Annotated in this window: 19 protein-coding genes; 12 read left to right on the top strand and 7 right to left on the bottom strand. The window is 38.3% G+C overall.

Going from position 1 to position 24,143, the window contains the following annotated elements:
• Nucleotides 1–7 precede the first annotated feature (7 nt).
• The 3 genes from B9A18_RS22065 to B9A18_RS22075 form a co-directional block, all read right to left on the bottom strand.
• A complete protein-coding gene (locus B9A18_RS22065; RefSeq protein WP_084291720.1) occupies nt 8–1,114 on the bottom strand; it encodes a metallophosphoesterase in 1,107 nt (368 codons plus the stop codon).
• Between the two features lie 50 nt (nt 1,115–1,164).
• Nucleotides 1,165–2,580, bottom strand: coding sequence for an aminotransferase-like domain-containing protein (locus B9A18_RS22070; RefSeq protein ID WP_084291721.1), 1,416 nt, complete (start codon nt 2,578–2,580; stop codon nt 1,165–1,167).
• Between the two features lie 97 nt (nt 2,581–2,677).
• A complete protein-coding gene (locus B9A18_RS22075) occupies nt 2,678–3,055 on the bottom strand; it encodes a hypothetical protein (RefSeq protein ID WP_084291722.1) in 378 nt (125 codons plus the stop codon).
• 132 nt (nt 3,056–3,187) lie between these two features.
• Here B9A18_RS22075 and B9A18_RS22080 point away from each other — a divergent pair, with 132 nt between their 5' ends.
• The 3 genes from B9A18_RS22080 to B9A18_RS22090 all read left to right on the top strand — a co-directional run bounded on the left by B9A18_RS22080 (nt 3,188) and on the right by B9A18_RS22090 (nt 5,208).
• The gene (locus B9A18_RS22080; protein ID WP_084291723.1) at nt 3,188–3,709 is read left to right on the top strand and encodes a Crp/Fnr family transcriptional regulator; all 522 of its coding nucleotides are present in this window, start codon (nt 3,188–3,190) and stop codon (nt 3,707–3,709) included.
• A gap of 68 nt (nt 3,710–3,777) precedes the next feature.
• Nucleotides 3,778–4,368: an NAD(P)H-dependent oxidoreductase gene (locus B9A18_RS22085; protein WP_084291724.1), complete on the top strand. Its 591-nt coding sequence runs from the start codon at nt 3,778–3,780 to the stop codon at nt 4,366–4,368.
• 78 nt (nt 4,369–4,446) lie between these two features.
• Nucleotides 4,447–5,208 carry a hypothetical protein gene (locus B9A18_RS22090; RefSeq protein WP_084291725.1) on the top strand — a complete coding sequence of 254 codons (762 nt, stop codon included), beginning with the start codon at nt 4,447–4,449 and terminating at the stop codon, nt 5,206–5,208.
• A gap of 14 nt (nt 5,209–5,222) precedes the next feature.
• Here B9A18_RS22090 and B9A18_RS22095 read toward each other — a convergent pair whose 3' ends face one another.
• A complete protein-coding gene (locus B9A18_RS22095; protein ID WP_084291726.1) occupies nt 5,223–9,284 on the bottom strand; it encodes a hybrid sensor histidine kinase/response regulator transcription factor in 4,062 nt (1,353 codons plus the stop codon).
• Between the two features lie 308 nt (nt 9,285–9,592).
• On the opposite strand from B9A18_RS22095, the gene B9A18_RS22100 reads away from it, so the two are divergent.
• From B9A18_RS22100 to B9A18_RS22130, 7 genes are all read left to right on the top strand, one after another.
• A complete protein-coding gene (locus tag B9A18_RS22100) occupies nt 9,593–12,910 on the top strand; it encodes a SusC/RagA family TonB-linked outer membrane protein (protein ID WP_084291727.1) in 3,318 nt (1,105 codons plus the stop codon).
• Between the two features lie 18 nt (nt 12,911–12,928).
• Entirely contained in the window at nt 12,929–14,689 is a 1,761-nt protein-coding gene (locus B9A18_RS22105; RefSeq protein WP_084291728.1) for a RagB/SusD family nutrient uptake outer membrane protein, read from the top strand.
• 55 nt (nt 14,690–14,744) lie between these two features.
• Nucleotides 14,745–15,935: a glycoside hydrolase family 88 protein gene (locus B9A18_RS22110; RefSeq protein WP_235005409.1), complete on the top strand. Its 1,191-nt coding sequence runs from the start codon at nt 14,745–14,747 to the stop codon at nt 15,933–15,935.
• A gap of 55 nt (nt 15,936–15,990) precedes the next feature.
• Complete coding sequence (locus tag B9A18_RS22115; RefSeq protein WP_084291730.1) at nt 15,991–17,217, top strand: DUF2264 domain-containing protein; 1,227 nt, start codon at nt 15,991–15,993, stop codon at nt 17,215–17,217.
• 145 nt (nt 17,218–17,362) lie between these two features.
• Nucleotides 17,363–17,911 carry an RNA polymerase sigma factor gene (locus B9A18_RS22120; protein ID WP_084291731.1) on the top strand — a complete coding sequence of 183 codons (549 nt, stop codon included), beginning with the start codon at nt 17,363–17,365 and terminating at the stop codon, nt 17,909–17,911.
• Nucleotides 17,892–18,161 (top strand): hypothetical protein, encoded by a 270-nt coding sequence (locus tag B9A18_RS22125; RefSeq protein ID WP_084291732.1) that lies wholly within the window; start codon nt 17,892–17,894, stop codon nt 18,159–18,161. Before B9A18_RS22120 ends, B9A18_RS22125 begins: the two co-directional genes overlap by 20 nt.
• A gap of 90 nt (nt 18,162–18,251) precedes the next feature.
• On the top strand, nt 18,252–18,923 hold the full coding sequence (locus tag B9A18_RS22130) for an ATP-dependent Clp protease proteolytic subunit (RefSeq protein ID WP_084291733.1): 672 nt from the start codon (nt 18,252–18,254) through the stop codon (nt 18,921–18,923).
• Nucleotides 18,924–19,030: 107 nt separating this feature from the next.
• Here B9A18_RS22130 and B9A18_RS25435 read toward each other — a convergent pair whose 3' ends face one another.
• Both B9A18_RS25435 and B9A18_RS25440 read right to left on the bottom strand, forming a co-directional pair.
• Nucleotides 19,031–19,639, bottom strand: a complete 609-nt coding sequence (locus B9A18_RS25435) for a glycoside hydrolase domain-containing protein (protein ID WP_235005410.1) — start codon at nt 19,637–19,639, stop codon at nt 19,031–19,033.
• A gap of 140 nt (nt 19,640–19,779) precedes the next feature.
• Nucleotides 19,780–20,787, bottom strand: a complete 1,008-nt coding sequence (locus B9A18_RS25440; RefSeq protein WP_235005411.1) for a glycoside hydrolase domain-containing protein — start codon at nt 20,785–20,787, stop codon at nt 19,780–19,782.
• A 156-nt stretch (nt 20,788–20,943) separates the two neighbouring features.
• Between B9A18_RS25440 and B9A18_RS22140 the strand changes: the two genes are divergently transcribed.
• Complete coding sequence (locus B9A18_RS22140) at nt 20,944–23,013, top strand: tetratricopeptide repeat-containing sensor histidine kinase (RefSeq protein ID WP_084291734.1); 2,070 nt, start codon at nt 20,944–20,946, stop codon at nt 23,011–23,013.
• 343 nt (nt 23,014–23,356) lie between these two features.
• Nucleotides 23,357–23,911, top strand: coding sequence for a GNAT family N-acetyltransferase (locus B9A18_RS22145; RefSeq protein WP_159452725.1), 555 nt, complete (start codon nt 23,357–23,359; stop codon nt 23,909–23,911).
• 10 nt (nt 23,912–23,921) lie between these two features.
• On the opposite strand, the gene B9A18_RS25445 is transcribed toward B9A18_RS22145, so the two are convergent.
• A partial coding sequence (locus tag B9A18_RS25445) for a hypothetical protein (protein ID WP_449415909.1) occupies nt 23,922–24,143 on the bottom strand: 222 nt, incomplete at its 5' end.

The following is a 24,143-nucleotide window of genomic DNA, read 5'->3' on the forward strand; positions in this document are numbered from 1 at the left end:
ATAAAAATTAACTGAATTTTGAAGTTTGTTTATCAAGTAGGTTTTCTAAAGGCGTCTCTTCCAGTACGATACGATTCGGTATTCCATTCGTGTCCTTTTTCCATTCTATAAGCCTGATTTTTCCATCTTCTAATTCTATGCCGGTGATGTCTCCATCATTATAGCAACAGCATCCTGTATTGAAGTAAGTATTCTTGGAATACTCCAGCCGGGGGGAGGTGGTTCCGCTGATTTTTCCTGCAAGGAGTTCAGCTTCTAATTTCAGAACAGTTGCCTGATCTCCTTTCTTTTTAGCCTCATCTATCCTGATATAGGTTCTTTCCAGGTGAGTTAGTGAATTGAATACCGGCTGATGGGTGTGGCCAGTAACCAGCGCGAGGTTGGATTGTTTGGCTGTCCACTCATACATGATCTGGTTGTGCTCCGACTTAAGCTGGTTGTCAAAGGCAGGTGTATTGGGATTTAAACGGAGGTAGGATTGAACCGGCCCCCATATATTGGAGACAAACCACTTGCTGAACCAGTTTCCATCGCTCTGCATGTCGCCCTGATGACCGTGGGTGATAAATAACGTTAGCTGTTGGTTCCCTACTGGAATATGAAAGATGATGCCTTCATAGACCTTGATCTTTGTTCCGAAGACTTTTTCCAGGGTAAAGCCTGCCAGCGGATCATTGTCCCAGTAGAGGTCGTGATTGCCAAATAGTTTGATGTACGCATTGCGTTCTAAAAAGCGTTTTTCAGCTTCAAAATTTGCTGCATTGTGTTTGATGATATCATGGAGCATATTTTTCCAAAGCTCTTCGCTATCTCCCAGGTTACAATACAAGTAATCTTGCGTGTTGTAATAGGATAGGGCAGCCAGGTAATTGTCCTCGCAAAGTGTAAAGTCATCCTGGTGGCTGCGGTTGCCCTTGTGTTGGTCTGAAAACAGGATGATCCGGTGTTTGGCGTCCAGGTTAATGAGTTGGCCATGTTTTCCAGGACGTTTCAGAATATCTTCATATAGCCCCGATAGGGCCTTATGTACACGCGCTTGATCGGGATTTGAGGCGTACTTGTTGGCAAGCCTGATGATCAGAGGGGTAAACAGCTTTTGTAATAATTTGCGCATGTATATTTCTTACAGGATTGTCTGAATTGAAAATACACAATTTTGAGAACTTAAATCGCGGATTTTACGATATTCCCTAACCGTTTCAGGTCAAAGTCTAACTTTTGATTCCATTCCAGACCATAATTCAGCCTCATACAATTGTTGTATTGGTTGTGTAAGGAAAACATCCTACCCGGTGCAAAACTTATTTTCTGTTTGATAGCGATATCGTAGAGTTTTGCCGTGTCGATTTTTTTGTCCAGTTCAAGCCATAACATAAAGCCACCTTGAGGCTGCGAAATTTTTGTGTTATGAGGGAAGTAGTCTTCAATGGCTCGCTGAAACTGTAAACAATTGGTATATAGTTTAGTTCTTAGTGTGCGAAGGTGATGGTCGTATCTTCCATGTTCCAAAAAGTCTGCTATTACTTCCTGATATAGTGTAGGGGTAGAGATTGTCTGCAAAAATTTTTGTCTGATGATTTTGTCTTTGTACTTACCAGCTGCTACCCAACCTACCCGATAGCCGGGGGCCAGGGTTTTGGATACTGAACCGCACCACATAACAATGCCGGCCTCATCAAAGGCTTTGCAAGGTTTAGGACGTGTAGCCCCAAAAAAGAGGTTACCATAAAGATCATCCTCAATCAAGGGGATATCATGTTCAGTAAGCATTCTTACGAGCTCTTTTTTGTGTTCATCGGGCATTAAACACCCCAGTGGATTACTGAAGTTGCTGATGAAACAACAGGCTTTGAGTTTTGGTAATACCTTTTTAAGCGCCTCCAGATCGACACCTGTTATGGGATGATTGGGAATTTCGATAACATTAAGGCCCATCGATCTTGCCATTTGCAGAATGCCGAAATATACAGGAGTTTCCACAGCGATGGTATCGTCCCTTTGCGTTACTGCCAACAGGCAATTGTAAAGGGCGTTCATTGTCCCTGAGGTGGTCACGATATCATCTTCAGTAAGCTTGCCTTCTAATACCAGAGACCATTTGGCTATACCTCTTCTCAGATTAACACTACCCTGGACAGGCTCATAACTGGTGCCGCCGTCGGGGAGGGTCCTAACTACGTTGATAACGCCTTTGTTCAGTTTGGCGATCGGTAATAGGCTACTGTCTGGAGCACCAATAGAAAATTGTCTGATGTCTTTGTCCTCCAGTGTATTGAGTATTTTGCTGATCAGGTCTCCTTGAGGTTTTTCATCCTGAGAGGATTTAAGTTTGCCAACAGTCGGAAGCGAAAATTTTCTGCGTGAAGTCTTGCTGACAAAATAACCTGACTTTGGTCTTGCTTCAATGAGCGATTTGCTTTCAAGCTCTAAAAATGCTTGTTTGGCGGTATTTATACTTACATTATAAATCTTCTGGATTGACCGGATGGAAGGCAATTTATCGCCTAACTTTAATGTTTCGCTATCAATCTGTTCCTCAATAACCTTTGCAATTTTTAGGTATAATGCTTCCCTTCTCATTTAATCCTGTTTTCTGTCTGATAAAACCATGATGAGCAAATGCTCACAAATAGCAATGAATATTATAAATTAAAGCATTAATTAGTGAAATTTCTCACTATAAGCACTTGTTTAACCATTTCACTAACTTTTGCGACGATTGTTTAAGCATTTTCCCGGCTTGAGGACCATTGTTGAAAGTTGAATTAAAAGTATTTCGGGCCTGTTGTTCAAGGAATGGTTGAATTTCGGATTGGCTAACTCCGTTTTTATAATAAGATGCAAACTCAACTTCTTCCAATTCATTCAATTTTGCAGCTGCATATCCTATCAATTCATTACTTGATTCGGCAATAGCCAAAGGCAGGCCGAATTGTTCCGTCAATTTTTCAATTTCCGTTCTGTTCTCCTGATAGATATTCATCACCTTCCTCAAGTCAGAGAGATATACTTTTCGATAGTTGGTTTCGTTTGATATTTTTTCTGGTCGATTCATAACTCGTTTTCTTGTAAACAAACTTATGAAAACCGTAAATGTGGTTACAGATACAGAAATGCTATTATTTTAGGATACAGATGATTTACTTAAAACAGCTATCTTTGCGATAGAGCAGATGATAGACAGTACATGATTAACTGGCAGAATTTTCAGGAGAATTTTGATACTATAGCGGTTCCTGCTAAAACAGTACTCTTAAACGAAGGAGCTGTTGCGCAGAGAATCTATTTTATCAAAAAAGGATGTCTTAGATTATGGTTCAACAATGATGGAAAAGACGTTACTTTTCAATTCTTTTTTGAGAATCAAAGCGTTGCTTCTATTGAAAGTTTTAGAAATCATATACCAAGTCAATTCTCAATAGAAACACTAGAACCTTGCGTGTTATTGTCGGTGACGAAGGAAAGGTTTTACGCAATACTGGATAAGTCAACGGCCTTACGAAAAGAAATGGAAGATTATTCATTTGATCGCCTCTTGTCTTACCAGTACCTTTTTCTTTCACGTATTAAGGACAGCCCTCAAAAAAGATATGAGCAATTATTGAAAGAGCATCCCGAAATATTTCAGCGTGTTCCACAGCATTACATCGCCTCTTATCTGGGGATAACTTCCGTTTCATTAAGCCGGATCAGAAATAGAAAGGTTTGAATTTCTTAACAATTGTTATCGCTTCCAGAACCGTTTTGTGAGAATTTTGTGATCTAATCTGATCACAAATGAAAGTAGCGATAGTATATAACCACCCTTATTCCGGGAGCTTTTGTAATGCGATATTACACTCCGTATTAGCAGGTATTGCCAAATCCGGGCATGAGGCAGACGTATTCAATCTTGACGAAGAAGGTTTCAATCCCGTTATGACAGCAGCAGACCTGAAGGCTTTTGTTATGCAAAAACCTGTCGACCTTCAAGTTTTAGCCTATCATGAACGTCTTAAAGAAGCAGATCACCTCGTTTTTATTTTTCCAATCTGGTGGGAGTTAATGCCTGCTTTAACCAAAGGTTTTATTGATAAAGTAATTTTTCCGGGGCTGGCTTATGCGCATCCGAAAAACAGTTTAAAAATGACCCCGCTCTTAACGAATTTAAAAAGAGTGACTGTGATTTCAACAATGAATACGCCATCCTGGTTATATAGGATTTTGTTTGGAAATGCTATTAGAAAAGCAATGATGGTGGGCACTTTCTGGAAAATAGGTTTTAAAAACCGAAAATGGATCAGTCTGACTCAGGTAAAATCTGCTACGCATGCAAAACGGAGAAAGTGGCTGGATCGAATTGAAGAACGGTTTACAAAACTGAAGTAATTTGATAAATATCACGAAGTCCTGGGATGTCTTCTTTAAAAAATACTGTTATCTTTATAAGCACAGAATTTTGTCACTATGAAAAGATACTTTTTAATCCTGTTTTTATTCACTGCAATATCAGGATATGCTCAAAACACCATCAATAACTATAAGTACGTATTGGTACCCGAGCAATTCAGTTTTTTTAAACAAGTGAATCAGTATAGACTAAACGCCCTAACTAAGACCTTACTGGAGGAGAAGGGCTTTACAGTTTATTTTGATAATAGCGATTTGCCGACTGAAATAGCCAACAATAAATGCAAGGCAATGAATGCCGATCTTATAGAAAAAAAAGGAATGTTTACCACTACAGTTACACTGATATTGAAAGACTGTCAGGGTAACGTGGTTTTTAAAGGTAAGGAAGGTAAAAGCAGGGAAAAGGAGTTTAACGCCTCCTATACTGAAGCGTTAAGGAATGCCTTTGTTTCCTTAAATGAACTTCCTTATACTTTTACCGGGGAAACCGTACCTACGGCACCAGTAGCGAAAGCAGCAGTTCCTGTAGTACCAGTTCCTACGCCAGTGCCTGCCAGTCCTGTTGCAGCACCCGCAACAGCACCGGTAAATCTACCTTCAGGAACATTATATGCCCAGGCAACAGCAAATGGCTTTCAGCTTATAGATACCACACCAAAAAGAGTGCTAACCCTTTTTAAAACCTCGGTACAGGATTATTTTATTGCGGATAGTGGTCAATTCAAAGGAATTGTGTTGAAAAAAGATGGAGAATGGTTTTTTGAATATTATAATAACGATAAATTGATTTCAGAAAAATTACTGATCAAGTTTTAAGGCCCAAACGCATTTCACTCGGGGCTACTGTTTTGGGTCTGTGTCTGAATGAATTCACTGGGGCTCCTTCCGAATTGCTTTTTAAATTCAAGACTGAAGTACTTACGGTCGGCAAAACCAACACTGTAAGCTATTTCAGATATGTTTCCTGTTTTTTGCAATAGGAACTGGGCCGCTTTTTTTAAGCGAATAGATTTTATAAAATCATTGACAGGTAGATCAGTGAGCGCCCGGATTTTTTTATAGAGCACTGACTGGCTCATTCCAATTTCAGCGGATAAAAATGGAACTCCAAAATCTGGATCAGTCATATTCTCTTCTATAATCTGAATAATCTTTTCCAGGAAATCCTGCTCAGTATTGTTGATGGCGAGATCTTTGGGCTCAAGTTTAATTACCTGCGCATATTTCTTTTTTAAGGTCTCTCTAGCCTGAAGTAAATTATGGATATTAAGTAATAGAATTTTAAAATTGAATGGTTTCATGATATAGGCGTCCGCTCCATGTTCAAAACCACTAACCTGATGGATGTATGCCGATCTGGCGGTTAAAAGCACAACGGGAATATGGCTCGTTCTTATATCTGTTTTTATTCTTCTGCATAGTTCAAGCCCGTCCATTTTCGGCATCATCACGTCGCTTAAGATTAAATCTGGAATGAGTTCTTTTGCCGTTTCCCATCCCTGTAAGCCATTTTCACATTCATGTACATTATAGGTGTCAATGAGCAGATTTTTGATTAAACCTCTGATTTCAGCATTATCCTCAATGATTAAAACAGTAAACCGTTTTTCCGCTTTCGGGGTCTCCGCAGGTTTGATGTTTTCCGCTATATATTGTGTGATTTGTTTCTGTTCATAGCTGGCTGCGTCGTCATAGTAAATGTAATCCGCTATAAAATCTTCTGTTTTAAAATGTGCTTTTCCCTTTTTCAGGCTAACAGTAAAACAGGTGAAACCACTTTTGCCTTTAGTTTCTAATTCACTCTCTACTTGAATATGGCCATGATGTAATTCGCAAATACTTTTTGAGAGGGATAAACCTAAGCCAGTCCCTATATTGGTACTTGGTTCAGCCTGATAAAAGTCCTGAAAAAGGTTTGCCTGCGCTTCTTTTGGAATTCCTTTTCCATTATCACAGATTCTAATATGCACCTGACTTTTATCTTCAATAATCTGGAAATCTATTTTTCCATTGACAGGACAAAATTTAAAAGCATTGGAGAGAAGGTTGAACATCACTTTCTCCATTTGAACCTTATCAAAATAGAGCTCGATTTCATCCTGGTCAGATTCAAATGTATAGGTGATGTTATTGGCTAATACCATATTTTCGAATGCCAGAAAAATTTCCCGGCAAAACTTTACGATATTCCCTGGGCTCACCTTTAATTCCATTTTGCCGCTTTCAGCCTTTCTAAAATCTAAAAGTTCTGTTACCAGGGTCATTAAACGATCCGCGTTATTCTTAATTGGTTGCAATTCACGGTTTAATTCCGGGTCGTTCTGTACTTTGTCTATTAATTTTTCAAGCGGACTTATGATTAATGTTAATGGTGTACGGATTTCGTGGGAAATATTGGTAAAAAACTGAAGCTTGTTTTCATTTATCTCTTTTTCTTTAGTTACTACAGCTTTGATTAATAAATACCTTACTACGACAAACAAAATTGCTGCGATAAAACCTAAATAAATCAGATATGCCCACCAGGTTTGATAAAATGGAGGTAACACTTTAATATCTAGTTGGGTTGGATTTTTTGTCCACAATCCATCATTATTACTGCCTTTTACCAATAATGTATAACTACCCGGAGATAGGTTAGTATAATTTGCTGAAGGTATATTTACATAATTCCAGTCCTTTTCAAAGCCAACCAGTTTATAAGCATACAGATTTTTGTTGGATTTTATGAAATTGAGCACTGTAAAATCAACAGAGAAAACATTTTGACTTGATTTGAAGGTAATTGATTTGGTCAGGCTGATGTTGCTATCCAGAAGTTCATCGTCTTGATTTATTTTAACGATTTTATTAAACAGCTTTAAGTCGGTAAACAGCGCTTTGGGAATATTTTTATTTTCTTTTATATCATTCGGGGAGAAGCTAACCATACCGCTTAAGCTGCCAAAGAAGAATTCGCCTTTGCTGTCTTTCAGTAAGGATTTGTAATTAAATTCATTTCCTGGCAAGCCATCTTTGATATTGTAAATATGATAGGTTTGTTTTTGCTGGTTGTACGCGCAAAGACCATTATCGGTACTTATCCATAAGTTGTTCTGATCATCCTCTAAAATGCCTACGATATTATTGCTGGGTAAACCATTTGTTTCTTTAATCTGAAGATAGCTGTGTTTTTTAGTATCGAGCCTGAACAAGCCATTGCGAAAGGTCCCCAGCCAGATATAACCGTTTTTATCTTCCCTTATGCAGCTGATATCACCGTATGGTAACCTGGCAGCATCATCTGCCTTACGTCCTGTAAAAGATTCTGCTCCGTTTTTTAACTGATATAATCCCGAATTTGTAGCTACCCAAAGGTTATATTTCGAATCTTCAAAAATGAAAAAAACAGCATCAGATAATCCCCTGATTCTTTTTCGTGTAAATTTTCCAGTTGTCGTATTGAAGCTATTTAGTCCATTATTTGTTCCAACCCAGAATCTACCTTTACTGTCTTCAAAAACCGAAGTAATTTCATCATTACTGATAGATAAGGTGTCATTTTTCTTACTTGTATATCGGGTAAATGTTTTTGTTGCCGGATCAAAAAGGTTAAGCCCCCCTAGATGGGTGCCTATCCAAATCCTGTTTTGTTTATCTTTTATGATGGATTTGACAATATTGGAACTCAGGCTTTTTGGGTTATTAGGACTATATCTGTAATGGACGTAGGTGTTTTTTTTACGGTCGAAATAATTAAGACCTTCTCCTTCTGTGCCTATCCATAAATTATGGTCGGTATCTTCAGTTATCGAGCTCACCACACTACTGCTTAATCCATTGTTTGTTTTGGAGCTATTGTATATTTTAAAAGGGGTATAATCAGGGTAAACCATGTTAATACCACCATAATAAGTCCCAACCCAGATGATTCCTTGCTTATCCCGAAAAATATCATAAACAGAATTCTGACTTAGGCTGGCATTATTTCCGGGCTCATTCTGTATGATTCTGAAAGTTTTAGTTACAGGATCATAGATGGTAATCCCATGCAGGGTTCCAATCCATAATTTGCCTTTTGAATCAATAGTAATCTTTCTGATGTTGTTGCTGCTGATTCCTGTTCCATTAGGGCTATTATAAGTATAGGTTGTAATGTTTCCGGTTTTAAGTTCAAGTTTACTTAAACCTGTTTGTTTGGTACCAATCCAGAGGTTGTTTTCGTTATCTTCCACAAAACATGTAATGTGGTTATCGATGGCCTTGTTAATTTGATCGCTAAAAGCCTTAAAGTATTTAACGCTTACATGACCATTTTTAATGCTCATGTTCTTTAAGCCCCTGGTTGTACTCACCCAGATTGTTCCGTGGCGATCTTCTAAAACAGCGTAGACTTGCTGTGGCTGTTTTTTATTGTAGAACAAGCGCTTAAAATGGTAATCGGTTTTTGAAGTTAAAAGATTTAAACCATTGGGCGTACCGACCCATAGGCGGTTTTTTCTATCCTGGTAAATGCAATGTATCTTCGAGTGGCTTAAGCTTCTTTCGTCATTTTCTTTATGAGTAATATGGTCAAAATTGTCCTTTGCTTCATTGTATTTATTTAATCCATATGGTGTACCAATCCATAATGCTCCATCATTGGCAGGCAAGATTGTCGAAATATATTCTGAGTGACTCAGGCTTTTCTCGTCATTGATCTCTTTCTTGTAAATTTTAAAATTTCTGGAATCATACTTATTCAGTCCAAAGCGGGTTCCGAACCACAGGAAGCCTTTCGAATCCTGTGCAATTGCCAGAACGGAACTTTGGGAAAGTCCATTTTCTACATTGAGGTGTTTGAATTTGATATTGTCCTGAGCCCGACCAATACAAAAACAGAATAACAATAATAGTGTTTGAGGAAGTTTCATCCTAAAAAGGAGAGGTGGTTAGTTAATCTCTGGTAAAATTACGATAATGTTTTCCAAAAGCGCGATTCCTGACTGGAATAGCCGAAAAACAGCTAGGATTTCACCCCCATTTAAAGAGAATTTTACCCCTTCCGGTAGCTGATTAAGCGACAATTTTGAGATAACCAAATATTACAGCAAAACCAAACGATCAAGCCGAGACCTTTTTTTATTGCAAAAATCATGTGCTCATGCCCATTACGGATAGGGGTTATGCTATAAAAATTTGTGATTAAGAATTCAACCACTATTAATCAACTAAACTAAAAATGGAGAAACTTTACAAAAATCTCAAACTTGGACAAGCAAAACCAAGTCATGATTATCGCGTAATAAAATTATTCGCTTTAATCATGTTTATGAGCTTAACAGTATTCACTGCCTTTGCTCAATCAATTAAGACTGCCGGAACTGTAAAAGATTCAAGTGGCGGACCACTGCCGGGTGTAAGTGTCAAGGTTAAAGGAACCAAAATTGCCGTTGTAACAGCTATGGATGGTAAATTTTCCTTAGCTGTTCCTTCTGCGCAGAGTATTCTCGTGTTTTCCTTTATTGGTTTTGATACCAAAGAAGTAACAGTAGGCACATCAACAAATCTTCAAATCTCACTTCAGGAACAGGATAATAACTTAAACGACGTTGTTGTTATAGGTTACGGTGTTCAAAAGAAAGTGAATGTAATCGGTTCAGTGGCAACGATTGATGCCAAGGCACTTGAAAATCGCCCGGTAACAAATCTTTCCTCTTCTTTGGGGGGATTAAGTTCAGGTGTTTTTGTAAGACAGGGTTCGGGCAAGCCGGGTTCAGACGGAGCTACCATCCGTATTCGTGGTACGGGAACATTAAATAACAATAATGCGCTTGTTGTGGTTGATGGTATAGTGGGAAGTATGGACGCTGTTAACCCGAATGATGTAGAAAGTGTTTCTATATTGAAGGATGCAGCTGCAGCATCTATCTATGGATCTCTTGCAGCAAATGGTGTAATTTTAATCACCACTAAGAAAGGAAATAAAGGAAAAATAACGGTTACTTACAGTGGCCTTGCTTCAATTGCAAAACCTGCTAATTTACCAACATTCGTTACCGACTACATCAGACACATGAATTTGGTTAACGAAGGTTATCGTAATTTAGGGCAAACGCCTGTTTATACTGATGCAACAATTGCACTCTGGGCAGCTGCAAATGCAAATCCTGATGGTTTAACAGCTCAGGGTATACCTAATAGAGTCGCTTATCCTAATACAGACTGGGGTAAAACTATATTTGAAGATAATTTAGTTCAACAACACAATATCTCATTAAATGGAGGTACTGAAAACACGCAATATTTACTGTCCGGTCTTTTTTTAAAGAATCCAGGAACAATGGCAAATACGGGTTCAGATAAATACAATCTTCGTATTAACCTGCAATCAAAAGTTGCCAATTTTTTAACCGTGGGAACGCAAACTTTTGCTTCAAACCAAACATACGGTTTGGCAAGTACTGATAATGCTTTTAACTTTTTACGCCAGACAACGCCTGGTGTTTATCCAATGTGGGATGGGAAATTTGGATTTCCTGCAGCGGCGGAAGAGTCAGCAACAGCAAATAATATTTCGGCTTATTTATATGGAACTGGTGGTGCAGACAATGAAAGCCGTTTTAATACAACTGTTTTTGCAAAATTTGATATTCTAAAAGGCTTAAATTTTGAAACTCGTTTTAATTATCAAGTCCGTCAGGAAGAGTTTAATAATCACTCCATAACCAACGAACGCTGGAATTTTGCTAGTAATACTTTAAAAACAGCAGCTACCACTCCTGATCAGTTGAGTACAACCTATGGTTTTAACAAAAACCGTTCTTATACAATTGATAACATTTTAAATTACAAAACTACTATTGCCAAAAATCATGATATAGGAGCTTTGGTAGGTTACAACCAGAATTATTATAACTATTACAATTTTGGCGCGACTAAAAAGGGTTTAATAGATGAAACCATCACCACATTAACTTCTGCAACAAGTTTAACCTCGGCATCAGGCGGTGAGTATGATTATGCGCTTCGTTCTTATTTCGGGCGTTTAAATTATGCTTATAAGAGCAGGTATCTGTTAGAAGGTGTATTCAGATATGATGGTTCATCAAAGTTCTCTTCAAATAATCGCTGGGGCTTCTTTCCTGCATTTTCTGCAGGTTGGAGAATTTCTGAAGAGACATTCATGATGGGCTTAAACGAATATGTTAGCAATCTAAAACTTAGAGCATCCTGGGGTAAAACGGGTAATAACGTAATGAATACCGATGCTTCCTTAGGTAATTATGATTATCAGGCTGTGTATGGCCTTACTAATTATTCTTTCAATGGAACTCAATCCACTGGATTAATCTCAACAAAATTTGCTAACAATAATTTAGTCTGGGAATCGACAACAACAACCAATATTGGTTTAGATGGGAATTTATTAAAAGGAGCGTTAAATTTTGAAATTGACTTGTATAAAAAGTATACTGAGGGAATTCTATTTACGCCAACCATTCCTTTAACAACAGGTACGGCTACGGCAGCAACACAAAACATAGCTGAAGTGTCAAACAAAGGGGTAGAGCTTACTTTAGGGTATAATGGAAATGCAGGAAACTTTAAGTATGGTGTATCAGGAAATTTCGCTTATAACTTTAACCGGGTTAAAAAATATAAGGGTGCATTTCAGGCAGGCTACACAACTGATGCTTTAGGTAACAGGGTTTACACTTCAAACTTAGGAAGTGTTTCGAGCGGGTCGACTAACAGAATACTTGATGGCCATGAAATAAATGAATATTACCTTCAAACTGTGTACAAGGGTACAGGTAACTATTTTGTTGATGGAAAAGTGAATGCTAACGGAGGGCCAAAGGATGGCATGATCCGTACACCAGATGATATGGGCTGGTTAAATGCAATGATCGCCGCAGGTTATACTTTCCAACCTACCGCTGGAGTAAGTAAAACTAAAACTTATTATGGTGATTTAATTTATGCAGATAATAATGGCGATGGCTTATACGGAAATTCTTTCGATGCTCAGTTTCTAAATAAATCATCAACGCCAAGATATAATTATGGTTTAAACATGAACTTATCTTACAAAAATATCGATATGTCTATGTTATGGTCAGGTAGTGCTGGCATGTGGTACTACTGGAATGCAACAGGTTATAATAACTCAACTGTATCATTAGGTAATGCGGTGAGTACGCTAATTGCCAATGACCACTATTACTATAACGATGCGAATCCTGCAGATCCTGCAAATAACATTACCGCTCATTATCCGAGATTAAAAAATACGACAGATGCCCAAAATGCTGCTGTGGCAAGCAATTTCTACTTATACAATGCATCTTATCTTAAACTGAAAAATTTACAGATAGGTTATACACTCCCTGATAAAATCTCTAAAAAGGCTTTAATCAGCAGAGCGAGAATTTATTTCTCAGGAGAGAACCTATGGACAATAACTAATTACCCTGGTTTGGATCCTGAAATCGGTGCAAATGTTGGATATCCGACTATGCGCCAGTATTCTGTAGGCTTAAATGTTACTTTTTAACGATTTAGAAGGAAAGAAATGAAAAAGATATTAACTATAATATTTGCAATTGCTGTGCTGACAGGTTGTAAGAAAGATTTATTAGATACTACTCCATTTTCACAGGTTGCATCAGAAACGATGTGGACAACTGATAACTTAACTGATCAGGGGATCACTGGTGTGTATGCGTTGTTAAGGTATGGAAATGCCTCAGGTGGTGCTTCGGGTTTAGAGCTTTATCAAATGGATTGTTTGGGGCTAACCGGTCAAACCTCAGGTGCAGAAGCCATCATGACGGGTACTGTTACAGCCGGTAACGGTTATTTTAGTTCGCACTGGCAAAACCTTTACGAAGGTATTCAGAGAGCAAATGATGCGATTAAAAATATTGCTTTAAAATCGCCTTCTGCAGCTGAAAAAAAAGCCAGGTATATTGCCGAAGCAAAATTTTTAAGAGCCTATTTTTATCTAAGGCTTAATCAATTATATAAAGGTGTTCCAATTTATCTGGAGCCTTTTAGCGCTGCTGATGCAATCAAAGCGCGCTCGTCAGAAGCTGATGTTTGGGCGCAGGTAATAGCCGACCTTACCGATGTAATTGCTGAGCCAAATTTACCAGCCAGATATACAAGTGGTAATGCTCAATACGGTCATGTTACAAAAGGTGCTGCTTATGCTTTGCGCGGTAAAGCTTATTTATATACTCAGAAATGGGATTTGGCTGCTGCTGATTTTTCCAAAGTTAAAGATGCAGGTTATGGCTTGTTTGCAAACTATTCTAATTTGTTTAAAACGGCTAATGAACAATCAAATGAAATGATTTTCTCTATCCAAAATATTGGCGTTACAGGTTTTGGTTCAACAACACAATTTTATTGCGGTACACGTTCATCTTTTGGCTCTTGCTGGAACACTTATCATGTTTCACCTAATTTGGTCGATTTATATGAAAATGCGGATGGTTCTAAGTTTAATTGGGATGCTGTAATACCGGGGTATTCAAGTTTAACTGTGGCTGAAAGAGAAGTTTATTTTCTTAGAAATAATTTAACAACGGCAGAAATTGCTGCTGCGACAACCAGAGGTGCAAAAATGAGTCTGTATTTACCAACAGGTAACGAAGCAAGAATCGTTCAGGCATATGCCAATCGCGATCCAAGATTAGCGGCCAACGTAATTACACCATACTCCACTTATGTAGGTGTGTTTAGTGGTGCAAACGCGGTAGTTACTTCAAGATGGCCTTACCGCTCAGAAGCCGCTACAAATGGAGATTTACGCACCGATACACAAAGTTTGTTCTATTATTTATATAGAAAATATGTTTATGAAGGAAACGCTGAAACACCAGGAAGAGATTTCGGGCCAACAGATTTTGTATTGATCAGATATGCAGATGTATTACTAATGTGGGCTGAGGCACTTAATGAGCAGGGATTAACCACAGAGGCAATTGCAAAAGTAAATGAAGTAAGAGCCCGTGCGGGTGTTGCCTTACTTCAAAATACAAATGCTACGCTACCAACATATGTATCAAGCCAAACCGATTTAACAGAACGTATTCGCAATGAAAGAAGGGTTGAATTCCCGAATGAGGGGATTAACTTCTTTGATGAAATGAGATGGAAAAGTTGGAAAGATAAAGTTTTTTATGCCGGTAATGGTGTAAAACAAGCCTGGGGTAAAGTGGTTTATGCTTACTCATTTAAGGGCGATTATCTGTACAACTGGGCAATTCCTGCTGTGGAGATAGAAAGAAATCCCAACCTGAAACAGAACCTCGGTTGGATAAATTAAAAGGTTAATTGGTTGGTTAAAGGTCGCCACGGGTAGTGGCGGCCTCTATTTACTTATGATGATTATAAAGAGATTTAAGCTTATTATTTTAATAACACTTAGCAGTTCATTCTGCATTGCACAGGCGCCCAAAAAGCCGATGGCACAATTGATCAACGAGGAATTTAAATTTGCCCTTGATCAGTATAAAGTGCTTGCAAAAAATATTCCGGCAGGACTGACTCCTCAAAGCTTTGCCAATAACAAATCAATCAATCACGATATAAAATGGTGGTGCAGTGGTTTTTACTCTGGTAGTTTATGGTATTTGTATGAACAGACCAAAGATGCATCGATCAAACAGGAAGCTGAAAAAGCTTTAAAGGTGATTGAGCCAAATCAAACCTATACGGGGCATCATGATTTAGGCTTTATGATGTACTGTAGTTTTGGCAATGCATACCGTTTAACAGGAAAGCCAGCCTATAAGCAGGTTATACAGCGTTCTGCTGAATCTTTGTCAACCCGGTATCGCCCGAATATTAAATCCATTCAGTCTTGGAACAAGAATCAATACTGGGAATGTCCTGTAATCATTGATAACATGATGAACCTTGAAATGTTGAACTGGGCAAGCGAAAATGGTGGAAGTCCTAAATACAAGGATATTGCAATCACGCATTCAAATACTACATTGAAAAATCATTTCCGTGATGATTTTAGTTCCTATCATGTAATTGATTATAACCCTGAAACCGGAGCGGTTTTAAGGAAAGCAACCTGGCAAGGTGCGGCGAATTGCTCTGCATGGTCACGCGGACAAGGTTGGGCATTATATGGTTATACCATGATGTATCGCTTTACAAAAAATGAAGCCTATCTTAAACAAGCAAAAGGAATTGCGCATTTCATCTTGAATCACCCGAATTTACCTGCCGATAAAATTCCATTCTGGGACTTTGATGCACAAGGGATTCCTTTTGCAAAACGTGATGCCTCTGCCGGTGCATTGATCGCATCTGCGTTACTCGAACTCGGACAATTCAGCTCGGGCGATGAAAAGGCCGAATTCAAATCCGCTGCGGAAACGATGATCTATGCTCTTGCAAGCCCTGCCTATCGCGCTAAACTAGGAGAAAACGGTGGCTTTTTATTAATGCACAGTACAGGTGCTTATCCGTTAAACAGTGAAATAGATGTACCTCTGGTCTATGCAGATTATTATTATCTGGAAGCTTTGTTGAGATATAAAAAGTGGTATTTATAATTTATGTTATCACAATTAAAGACATATCAACCAGAATAAACAAAAAAATAAATAGATGAAATACAAAATGCTTTTTGCATTGCTGATGTTTTTTCAGTTTACGAGTGCACAAAATAAAAACAGAATTACTACAGGTTTAGAAGATCGTGAATTCTGGGTTAAAAGCTTATACAAAATTTCTTATCCGGTGATTCATAATCTGGCTAATGAGACATTAAAAAAGAATATGCCCTTAGCGCATAATCCTGATTATGGGTTGAATCTAACCAAAGTAACTTATTTAGAAGCTGTAGGAAGAACTATGGCCGGTGTTGCACCCTGGCTGGCTTTACCTGATGATGAGACTAAAGAGGGAAAAATGCGTAAAACAATGCGTTTGGAATTATTAAAGGGATTGACGAATTCTGTAAACCCGGCAAGCCCTGATTATATCAGCTATCGGAGTGAAGGCCAACCTATTGTTGATGCTGCCTATGTTGCGCAAGCTTTTTTACGGGCACCCAAAGCACTATGGGAGCCATTGGATGAGCTGACTAAAAAACGTTTCATTGAAGAGTTTAAATCCCTTAGAACCAGAACCGGAGCTTACAACAACTGGTTGCTTTTCGCTGGTTTAACCGAAGGCTTTCTGTTAAGTATCGGAGAACAGTATGATCCGGCAAGAGTTCAGTTCGCTGTTAACAAAATGAAAGAATGGTATGTTGGCGACAGCTGGTATAGTGATGGTGCAAAGTTCAGTATGGATTACTATAATTCTTATGTAATCCACAGCATGTTGGTCGATCTGCTTAAAGTGTTGGCAGACAAGAAAAAAGCACCCGAGTCGGATTACAACCTGGCGGTAAAACGGATGGTTAGGTATTCTGAATATCTGGAGCGCTTGATTTCTCCTGAAGGGACTTACTCGCCTTATGGGCGTTCAATAACCTATCGTACTGCTGCTTTTCAGGCTTTGGCTCAAACCGCATTGATGGATAAGCTACCTGAATATATAAAACCCGCGCAGGTCCGTTGTGCCTTAACCAAGGTGATGCGCAATATGTATGAGGGAAATCAGAATTTTGATGATAAAGGCTGGCTGGTGTTGGGCTTTAATGGTCACCAGCCTGAGATTGCTGATATCTACACTTCAACGGGAAGTTTATATATGGCAACGTTGGGTTTTCTAACTTTGGGTTTACCTGCAGACCATAAGTTTTGGACGGATGTTTTTGCACCCTGGACTAGTTTAAAGGCCTGGAAGGGTGAACCCATAAAAAAAGATTATAAAGTAGAGTACTAGAAGACTAACGATGTTGGTCAATTAGAATAGCATAGCAATATCCCGGCTATCGTTCAAGCAATTATAAACACCATCATAAAAATAATTGCAGGATTTAGGTGATATTTGGAATTATATAAGCACATACTATTAAACTATAGTAGTTATGATTCTAAAACCTGATAAAGAAAAAGTTTCAAACGATCATGAAGCTTTACTGATGTCGCTGTATCAAGATGCTTTTCCTCTTGTTGCCAGCTATGTAAAGAAAATGGGTGGCTCCTTTGATGAAGCCAAAGATATTTTTCAGGATGCCCTGATCATTTATTATGAAAAAGTTCGGCATAAAGGAATAACGTTGCGGTACACTGAAAAAACATATCTTTTTGGCATTGCAAAATACCTTTGGAATAAACGGTATAAAGTAACCAGTAAACAACTTCCTATTGATCTCCATAATGATCCTGATGCTGTGGATTCCGTTTATGAAGAAATATCTTCTACCAGATTGATCAATTTGCTGCAAACGGCAGGTCAGAAATGCATGCAGCTGCTCAGCGCTTTTTATTATGAAAGGTTGAATATGGAAATCCTTGCAGAACGGTTTGGGTTTTCAGGTCCAAGATCAGCAACTGTTCAGAAGTTTAAATGCCTGGAGAAAATAAAAGAAACTGTAAAAGAAAAATCATTGAATTATGAAGACATCATGGAATGAACTGCTTCTGATTGAAGATTATCTTTTATCAGATAGAAATGAGGCAGATAAAGTTGTTCTCGAAGCCCGTATGATATTACAGCCAGATCTAAAGGACAGTATTTTCTGGCAAGAAAAAACATACAGCCTGATTGAGCAATATGGCAGACAGCAGTTGAGAAAAGAAATAGAACAAGTGCATGGAAAGTTGTTTACAGCTCCGGAACACGCTTCTTTCAGACAAAGGATCATGCAGCTTTTCAGTAAATAATCCTTCACGATAATTTTTGAAAAACAACTATATCTCTCTGTACAAGAGGGCAGGACTAGCTATGCCCCAAATTTTAAAAACTCAGAAAACATGAATAAGAATGAATTTCGCAATTATGCAGTAAAACACCATCGTATCAACAGTTTATATGTAGATCGTTACATCAACCGGACATCCAGTGCTGGCCCGATGGCTATGACGCCTTACATTACCGAAGAGCGACAATTAAATGTAGCACAGATGGATGTGTTTTCAAGATTGATGATGGATAGGATCATCTTTATGGGGGAACCTGTTGACGACAGAAATGCCAATGTCATACAAGCACAGTTACTTTTTTTGCAGTCTGCCGATGCAGAGAAAGACATCCAGTTATACGTTAATTCTCCCGGAGGATCAGTCTACGCCGGACTTGGGATTTATGATACCATGCAGTTTATATCGCCGGATGTGGCTACCATCTGTACTGGGGTTGCTTTATCTATGGGGTCAGTATTGCTGTGCGCTGGCGCTAAGGGTAAACGTTCAGCATTGAAACACTCCAGGGTGATGATTCACCAGGCTTCTGGTGGCACACAAGGTACTGCTACGGATATGGATATCAGTATAAGGGAGGTGCTTAAAGTTCAATCCGAATTGTATCATATTATTGCCAAACATAGTGGTCAGAGCTATGCTAAAATCAATGATGCTGCGGCCCGTGATTACTGGATGACAGCAGCAGAGGCTAAAGAATTTGGTATGATTGATGAAGTACTGTAAATAGGAAGCTATTCAACGAAAGGTATTGGTTCCGGTATACAAGAGGGATAACTGATGCATAGCGGAATCACGGAAAGCCAACGATTATCTGACTGTTATTGGCTTTGCTAATGGGTTTTAACAGGATCGCTACCCAAACGAAGATCTAAAGTTCCGCCTTTTTTAAGGTCTTCGAAACTAAGGCTAAGTTTCTCTATTGTTTTTCCATTCAATGAAGCCTTATGAATATAGATATGATCGGGAGGTTGACTATGCACATTGATAGTAAATGTTTTTTTTCTGATATTCTCAGGAAGCTTTATGGTCACTTTATCGAATAATGGGCTGCCTATCTGGAAGGAAGGATTCGCTGATGTAAGTCCTTTAACATCAAATAAGCCGATACCTGCCAATACATACCAGGCTCCAAGCTGACCTTGATCTTCATCCTGACCATAGCCATAGCCATGGATACCATCTGTACCATAAAACTCATTACAGATTGCCCGTACCCACTTTTGGCTCAAATCCGGCCGGCCGGAAAAATGGAACAACCAGGAGATATGGAGATTCGGTTGGTTACCATGGTTGTACAAACCTTCTATTCCTGCAAAGGCATCTATATGTGTTCCACCACCAAATATGTTCTTTCTGGAAATGGAAAAAATACTGTCCAGACGGCTGTTGAATGTCTTTTTACCAAGGAGTTTCACCAGAGCTTCAGGAGTATGGGGCACATAGAAGGTATATTGCCATGCATTTCCCTCCTGAAAGCCTATCCAGGATTATGGATCGGAGTACCGTTCTGTGCCAAAGGGATCTGCCCAACTGTACCATCATTTTTAGGATAGGCACCATTTACGTCATTAGCCAATCCTCACCCCAATAAAGCGTGGAATAAACCAGTATAAAATTTGATGCGATCTTCTTCTTTTCCACCATTCACGGTGATTCTGGAAAGATTTTCATTCCAGCGTTTATGTGCATTTTCTTTGGCCTGAGAGAAAGAAAGATGTTTTCCTTCCTTATCGAGGTTAAGTTTTGCATTTTCTACTGAGGTATAAGAAAGGCCGGTTTTTATACAGATCGGTTCGTCTTTTTTGGTTTTAAACCGCAGATATATTCCTGCACCCTTACTATGAATACTCTTTTGATCTGGCAGTAGTGTACTATCTTTAAAAGAACCATAAGCTATCGGGGATTTGTCTATTTCTGCATAAAAATACATAGCAACATTTGCCTCTTTCTGATACTTTTGTACATAGACGGGCTTGGTGATCACGTATCCGGAAATGCGGTTTCCTTCATAGGTCACTTTTGCATCCAGAACCGGGCCGCTTTCTCCCATCATATGGCCGATATCAAAGATAACATTAGAAGAATCTGAAGCAGGGAAGGTGTATTGATGAAAACCTACTCTTTCAGTTGCAGTCAGTTCGGCCTTTATCTGGTAATCTTTCAGCAATACACGGTAATATCCAGCAGTAGCGTATTCATCTGTCTTGTTAAATGAAGAGCGATAGCCTTTTGACCGTTGATCCATCTTTCCCGGATAGGTATGTATTTTGCCAACAGTTGGGGCAAAGACTATTCCGCCTATCTGAAATTCATGAAAGTTTGCGAAACCTTCTATTGAGGTATGTCTTTCATCATAGCCAACAGCTTCCCACCCTGAGGCGTTTCCATAACTGCCGTTCGTACTGGGAGCCAGTTTAGCCATACCAAAAGGTAGTGCAGCAGGGGTGTAAAAAAAATACCTGCTATGAGCAGATCCTATATTAGGCTTAACATATCGGGTCAGATCTTCAGAGGTTTGAACTGATTGAGATAACGCCTGGATAGAGATGATACTTAACGATAACGCTATAAAGATTTTATGCTTCATGCTGTATTTTAATTTTAACGTACTTGAATGTATTCATTAATTTTATTCTTTAAAAGAAATAACAGATGAAAACCTATTTTCAGGCTTTATTTCTTTCGAGAATAATTTAAAATTTGAACTTAAATTTAGTTAGTTATATTGCATTAAAATCACTTTATGGTTAGCAGGGCTACTGTTTATTATTCAAACGTATTTAGAATCACAGCCATAATAGCTTTTTTAGGTTATAGCCTGATCACGATTTCCTGTAAACAGCAGTCAACAGAAAATCCTGATCATACCGTTCAGGCTGATTCTATTCTTGACAATACAAATGACCTGCTTAACAGTGGCCAAATCAAGAAAGCAAAGATTTATCTGGATTCGTCGTATCAGTTTTTTCAGAAACCCGGTGTTACAGATCTGTGGAGGAAATATGAACACGAAGTTAATTTCTATTTAAACCATGAATTCAATCCAGACTCGGCACGTATCTATGCCGACAGCATGCAGTGGATACTAAACGACAAAAAGGAAAAATACGAGGTAGAATATGCCAAGACTATTTTCTTACAAGGCGACGTTCTGGTGGCCGAGAAAAGATATAACGAAGCTTTTAAAAGGTACTACGATGGCAGAACATTTGCCCTTAAGCATTTTGGTAGTTGCAGCCTTTACGAATTCAGTTACAAATTAGGTATGGTGAGGTACAATCAAGAACAATACCTCAAAGCAATTCCGCATTTAAAACAGGCACTTGCTGAGAATGCAAATTGCAAGGAAAGCGATGGATTTAACAAAATTTTTGTATTCCCTCAAAGCAACTTGAATACGATAGCGCTGTGTTACGAACAGGCCCAGAAGCCAGACAGTGCTATTTATTATTACCGACAGGCTTTATCTTTTATTGACGGATATGCGGGCAAATATCCAGACCGAAAACACTTTATTGAAATAGCAAGAGGTGTAATCTTTGGAAATCTGGGTGGTGTTTTTGTCAGAACCAACAATTATCTACAAGCAGAACGACATCTGAAGGAAAGTATAGCGATTAATGACAGGCCAACGTTTGACATCCTGGATGCACAATCAGCAAAGATTAAACTAGCAGATCTGTACATCAAGCATTCTAACCTTAACAGTGCTGAAAAAATTTTAAACGAATTAGAGGTCTATCTTTCAGAACAGCCTAAAACCAATCCTGCTGGTGAGGCTATTCGTTCAATGTGGTATGAATTGAAATGGAATTATTTTGACAAATCCGGCCAGATTCCGAAGGCTTACTACTATTTACAAAAATATCATGTAATTCAGGATTCTCTTAATCAACTTAAAGCCGGGCTAAAGGTAATTGATATGGATCGGGCATTCAGAGATACCGAGCAACAATATAAACTTGCTCTGCTCAATAAAGACAATCAATTGAGAAAAGGTTATCTGGCTGGTTTTATTGGGATTTCGGTATTGAGCATAGTTCTTCTTGGAATGGTTTGGTATAACCTGAAACGTTCCAGAAAGTTGAATAATAAAATGGCAGAGCAAAACAAGGAATTGCAAATGACATTGGGTTCCTTAGAACACAGTCAGCGGGAAAATACAGATCTGATGAAAGTGGTAGCTCATGATTTGCGCAATCCTATTGGTGGCATTACCTCCCTTTCGGAATTAATGCTTCAGGAAAAAGGAAGGTCTGCCCAGGATATTACCATGCTTGAACTGATCAAAACTTCAGGTCAGAACTCCCTTGGGCTAGTCAATGATCTATTAACCAGCAATACACTGATTAAAGACCCAGAAAAAGAATCTATTGATCTGTATTTGATGCTTCGTTATTGTGTAGATCTGCTATTTTTTAAAGCTAATCAAAAGAAGCAGAAGTTAGTGCTAAATGCGTTGCATATTACCATCCTGGTAAACAGGGAAAAGATGTGGCGCGTTTTAAGTAACCTGATTGCCAATGCAATTAAGTTTAGTCCAGAGGGTGCTGAAATTTCTATCGCGATGAAATCACTTAATGATACAGTGTTGATCAAAGTTGAAGATTGCGGTATAGGTATCCCAGACCATATGAAAGACAAAATCTTTGACATGTTTACAGAAGCTAAAAGAGAAGGAACCGGAGGTGAAAAGCCATTTGGATTAGGGCTGGCAATTTCCAAACAAATTGTAGAGGCACATAATGGCAGAATCTGGTTTCACAGCAAACCTGACGATGGAACGATTTTTTATGTGGAGCTGCCGATATGATTAAAGCGCTGATCAACCGTCTATAATCATGTATATCAACATTACCGATAAAGTAACGGCCGACAACAAAGGCAGTAGTGGGGGACTGGTTTCATGAATTTCGGTGTACCATTTTCCATCATCTCCATCTTAAAGGATCAGAATCAAACATAGCCTTTTGAATATCAACTATTACTGAGGTTATTCCCTTGTAATTATCAAAAACGAATTGTCTGGTTATATGTTCGATCATATTTTGCTTTTTCTATGCCTTGGTTATCCTAAGTAATTGTGTTTTTGAATTACTAACTTAGCTAAAATAATACTCTTTTAATGAATCGTATAATCTTATATGGTGACAAATATGCCTGAAATTATTACTTTAAGGACAGATCGTTTGATAATTACAGATTTAAATTATGGCGATTTAGATTTTATCCATGTTCTCCATTTGAATCCTGAAGTTCAAAAATATGCCACCCTTGATATACCTGAATCTATAGATGAATCAAAAGATTATCTTAGAAAATATATGGAACAACAGAGCTGTAGTCCCAGAAAGGAATATGGCTTTAGTATATCGTTAGTTAATCAAGAGCCAATTGGCTTAATAGGGCTTAGTAATGGTTTGAATAAGTTTAAAAATGCCGAACTATGGTTTAAATTACATCCTGGGTATTGGGGGAAGGGATACATTACTGAGGCTGCGCTATTACTCTTAAAATTTGGTTTTGAAAGATTACTTCTTCATAGAATTGAAGCCGGTGTTGCTACAGAAAATATCGCATCCATTAGGGTTCTTGAAAAAATAGGGATGCAGAAAGAGGGAATACGAAGAAAAATCCTGCCAATAAGAGGAGAATGGAAAGATAATTTTCATTATGCAGTTTTAGAGGATGATTTTATTCAAATCCATTGATCCTGAATACTTATAACTCAAATTTAATTTTAACCGCTGAAATAATATCTGTTTCAATTTTCTCGTCCATTACAATAAAGCTATTTTTCAGATAGAATTGCATTGGTGTATAATAGGTTGAGCCATCTTGTTTCAGGTCATTATTATGATCGATTACCCAACCGCATAATTTTTTGGAATTCTGTTTTAAACTGTCAATTAGCATTTTTCCGCACCCCTTGTTTTGATTTGA

It is taken from the genome of Pedobacter nyackensis (assembly GCF_900176505.1).
Classification (GTDB): domain Bacteria; phylum Bacteroidota; class Bacteroidia; order Sphingobacteriales; family Sphingobacteriaceae; genus Pedobacter; species Pedobacter nyackensis.

Excerpts from the sequence above, each read along its gene's own strand:
- B9A18_RS22065 (WP_084291720.1), bottom strand. The coding sequence starts at position 1,114 with ATGCGCAAATTATTACAAAAGCTGTTTACCCCTCTGATCATCAGGCTT.
- B9A18_RS22070 (WP_084291721.1), bottom strand. The coding sequence starts at position 2,580 with ATGAGAAGGGAAGCATTATACCTAAAAATTGCAAAGGTTATTGAGGAA.
- B9A18_RS22075 (WP_084291722.1), bottom strand. The coding sequence starts at position 3,055 with ATGAATCGACCAGAAAAAATATCAAACGAAACCAACTATCGAAAAGTA.
- B9A18_RS22080 (WP_084291723.1), top strand. The coding sequence starts at position 3,188 with ATGATTAACTGGCAGAATTTTCAGGAGAATTTTGATACTATAGCGGTT.
- B9A18_RS22085 (WP_084291724.1), top strand. The coding sequence starts at position 3,778 with ATGAAAGTAGCGATAGTATATAACCACCCTTATTCCGGGAGCTTTTGT.
- B9A18_RS22090 (WP_084291725.1), top strand. The coding sequence starts at position 4,447 with ATGAAAAGATACTTTTTAATCCTGTTTTTATTCACTGCAATATCAGGA.
- B9A18_RS22095 (WP_084291726.1), bottom strand. The coding sequence starts at position 9,284 with ATGAAACTTCCTCAAACACTATTATTGTTATTCTGTTTTTGTATTGGT.
- B9A18_RS22100 (WP_084291727.1), top strand. The coding sequence starts at position 9,593 with ATGGAGAAACTTTACAAAAATCTCAAACTTGGACAAGCAAAACCAAGT.
- B9A18_RS22105 (WP_084291728.1), top strand. The coding sequence starts at position 12,929 with ATGAAAAAGATATTAACTATAATATTTGCAATTGCTGTGCTGACAGGT.
- B9A18_RS22110 (WP_235005409.1), top strand. The coding sequence starts at position 14,745 with ATGATGATTATAAAGAGATTTAAGCTTATTATTTTAATAACACTTAGC.
- B9A18_RS22115 (WP_084291730.1), top strand. The coding sequence starts at position 15,991 with ATGAAATACAAAATGCTTTTTGCATTGCTGATGTTTTTTCAGTTTACG.
- B9A18_RS22120 (WP_084291731.1), top strand. The coding sequence starts at position 17,363 with ATGATTCTAAAACCTGATAAAGAAAAAGTTTCAAACGATCATGAAGCT.
- B9A18_RS22125 (WP_084291732.1), top strand. The coding sequence starts at position 17,892 with ATGAAGACATCATGGAATGAACTGCTTCTGATTGAAGATTATCTTTTA.
- B9A18_RS22130 (WP_084291733.1), top strand. The coding sequence starts at position 18,252 with ATGAATAAGAATGAATTTCGCAATTATGCAGTAAAACACCATCGTATC.
- B9A18_RS25440 (WP_235005411.1), bottom strand. The coding sequence starts at position 20,787 with ATGAAGCATAAAATCTTTATAGCGTTATCGTTAAGTATCATCTCTATC.
- B9A18_RS22140 (WP_084291734.1), top strand. The coding sequence starts at position 20,944 with ATGGTTAGCAGGGCTACTGTTTATTATTCAAACGTATTTAGAATCACA.
- B9A18_RS22145 (WP_159452725.1), top strand. The coding sequence starts at position 23,357 with ATGCCTGAAATTATTACTTTAAGGACAGATCGTTTGATAATTACAGAT.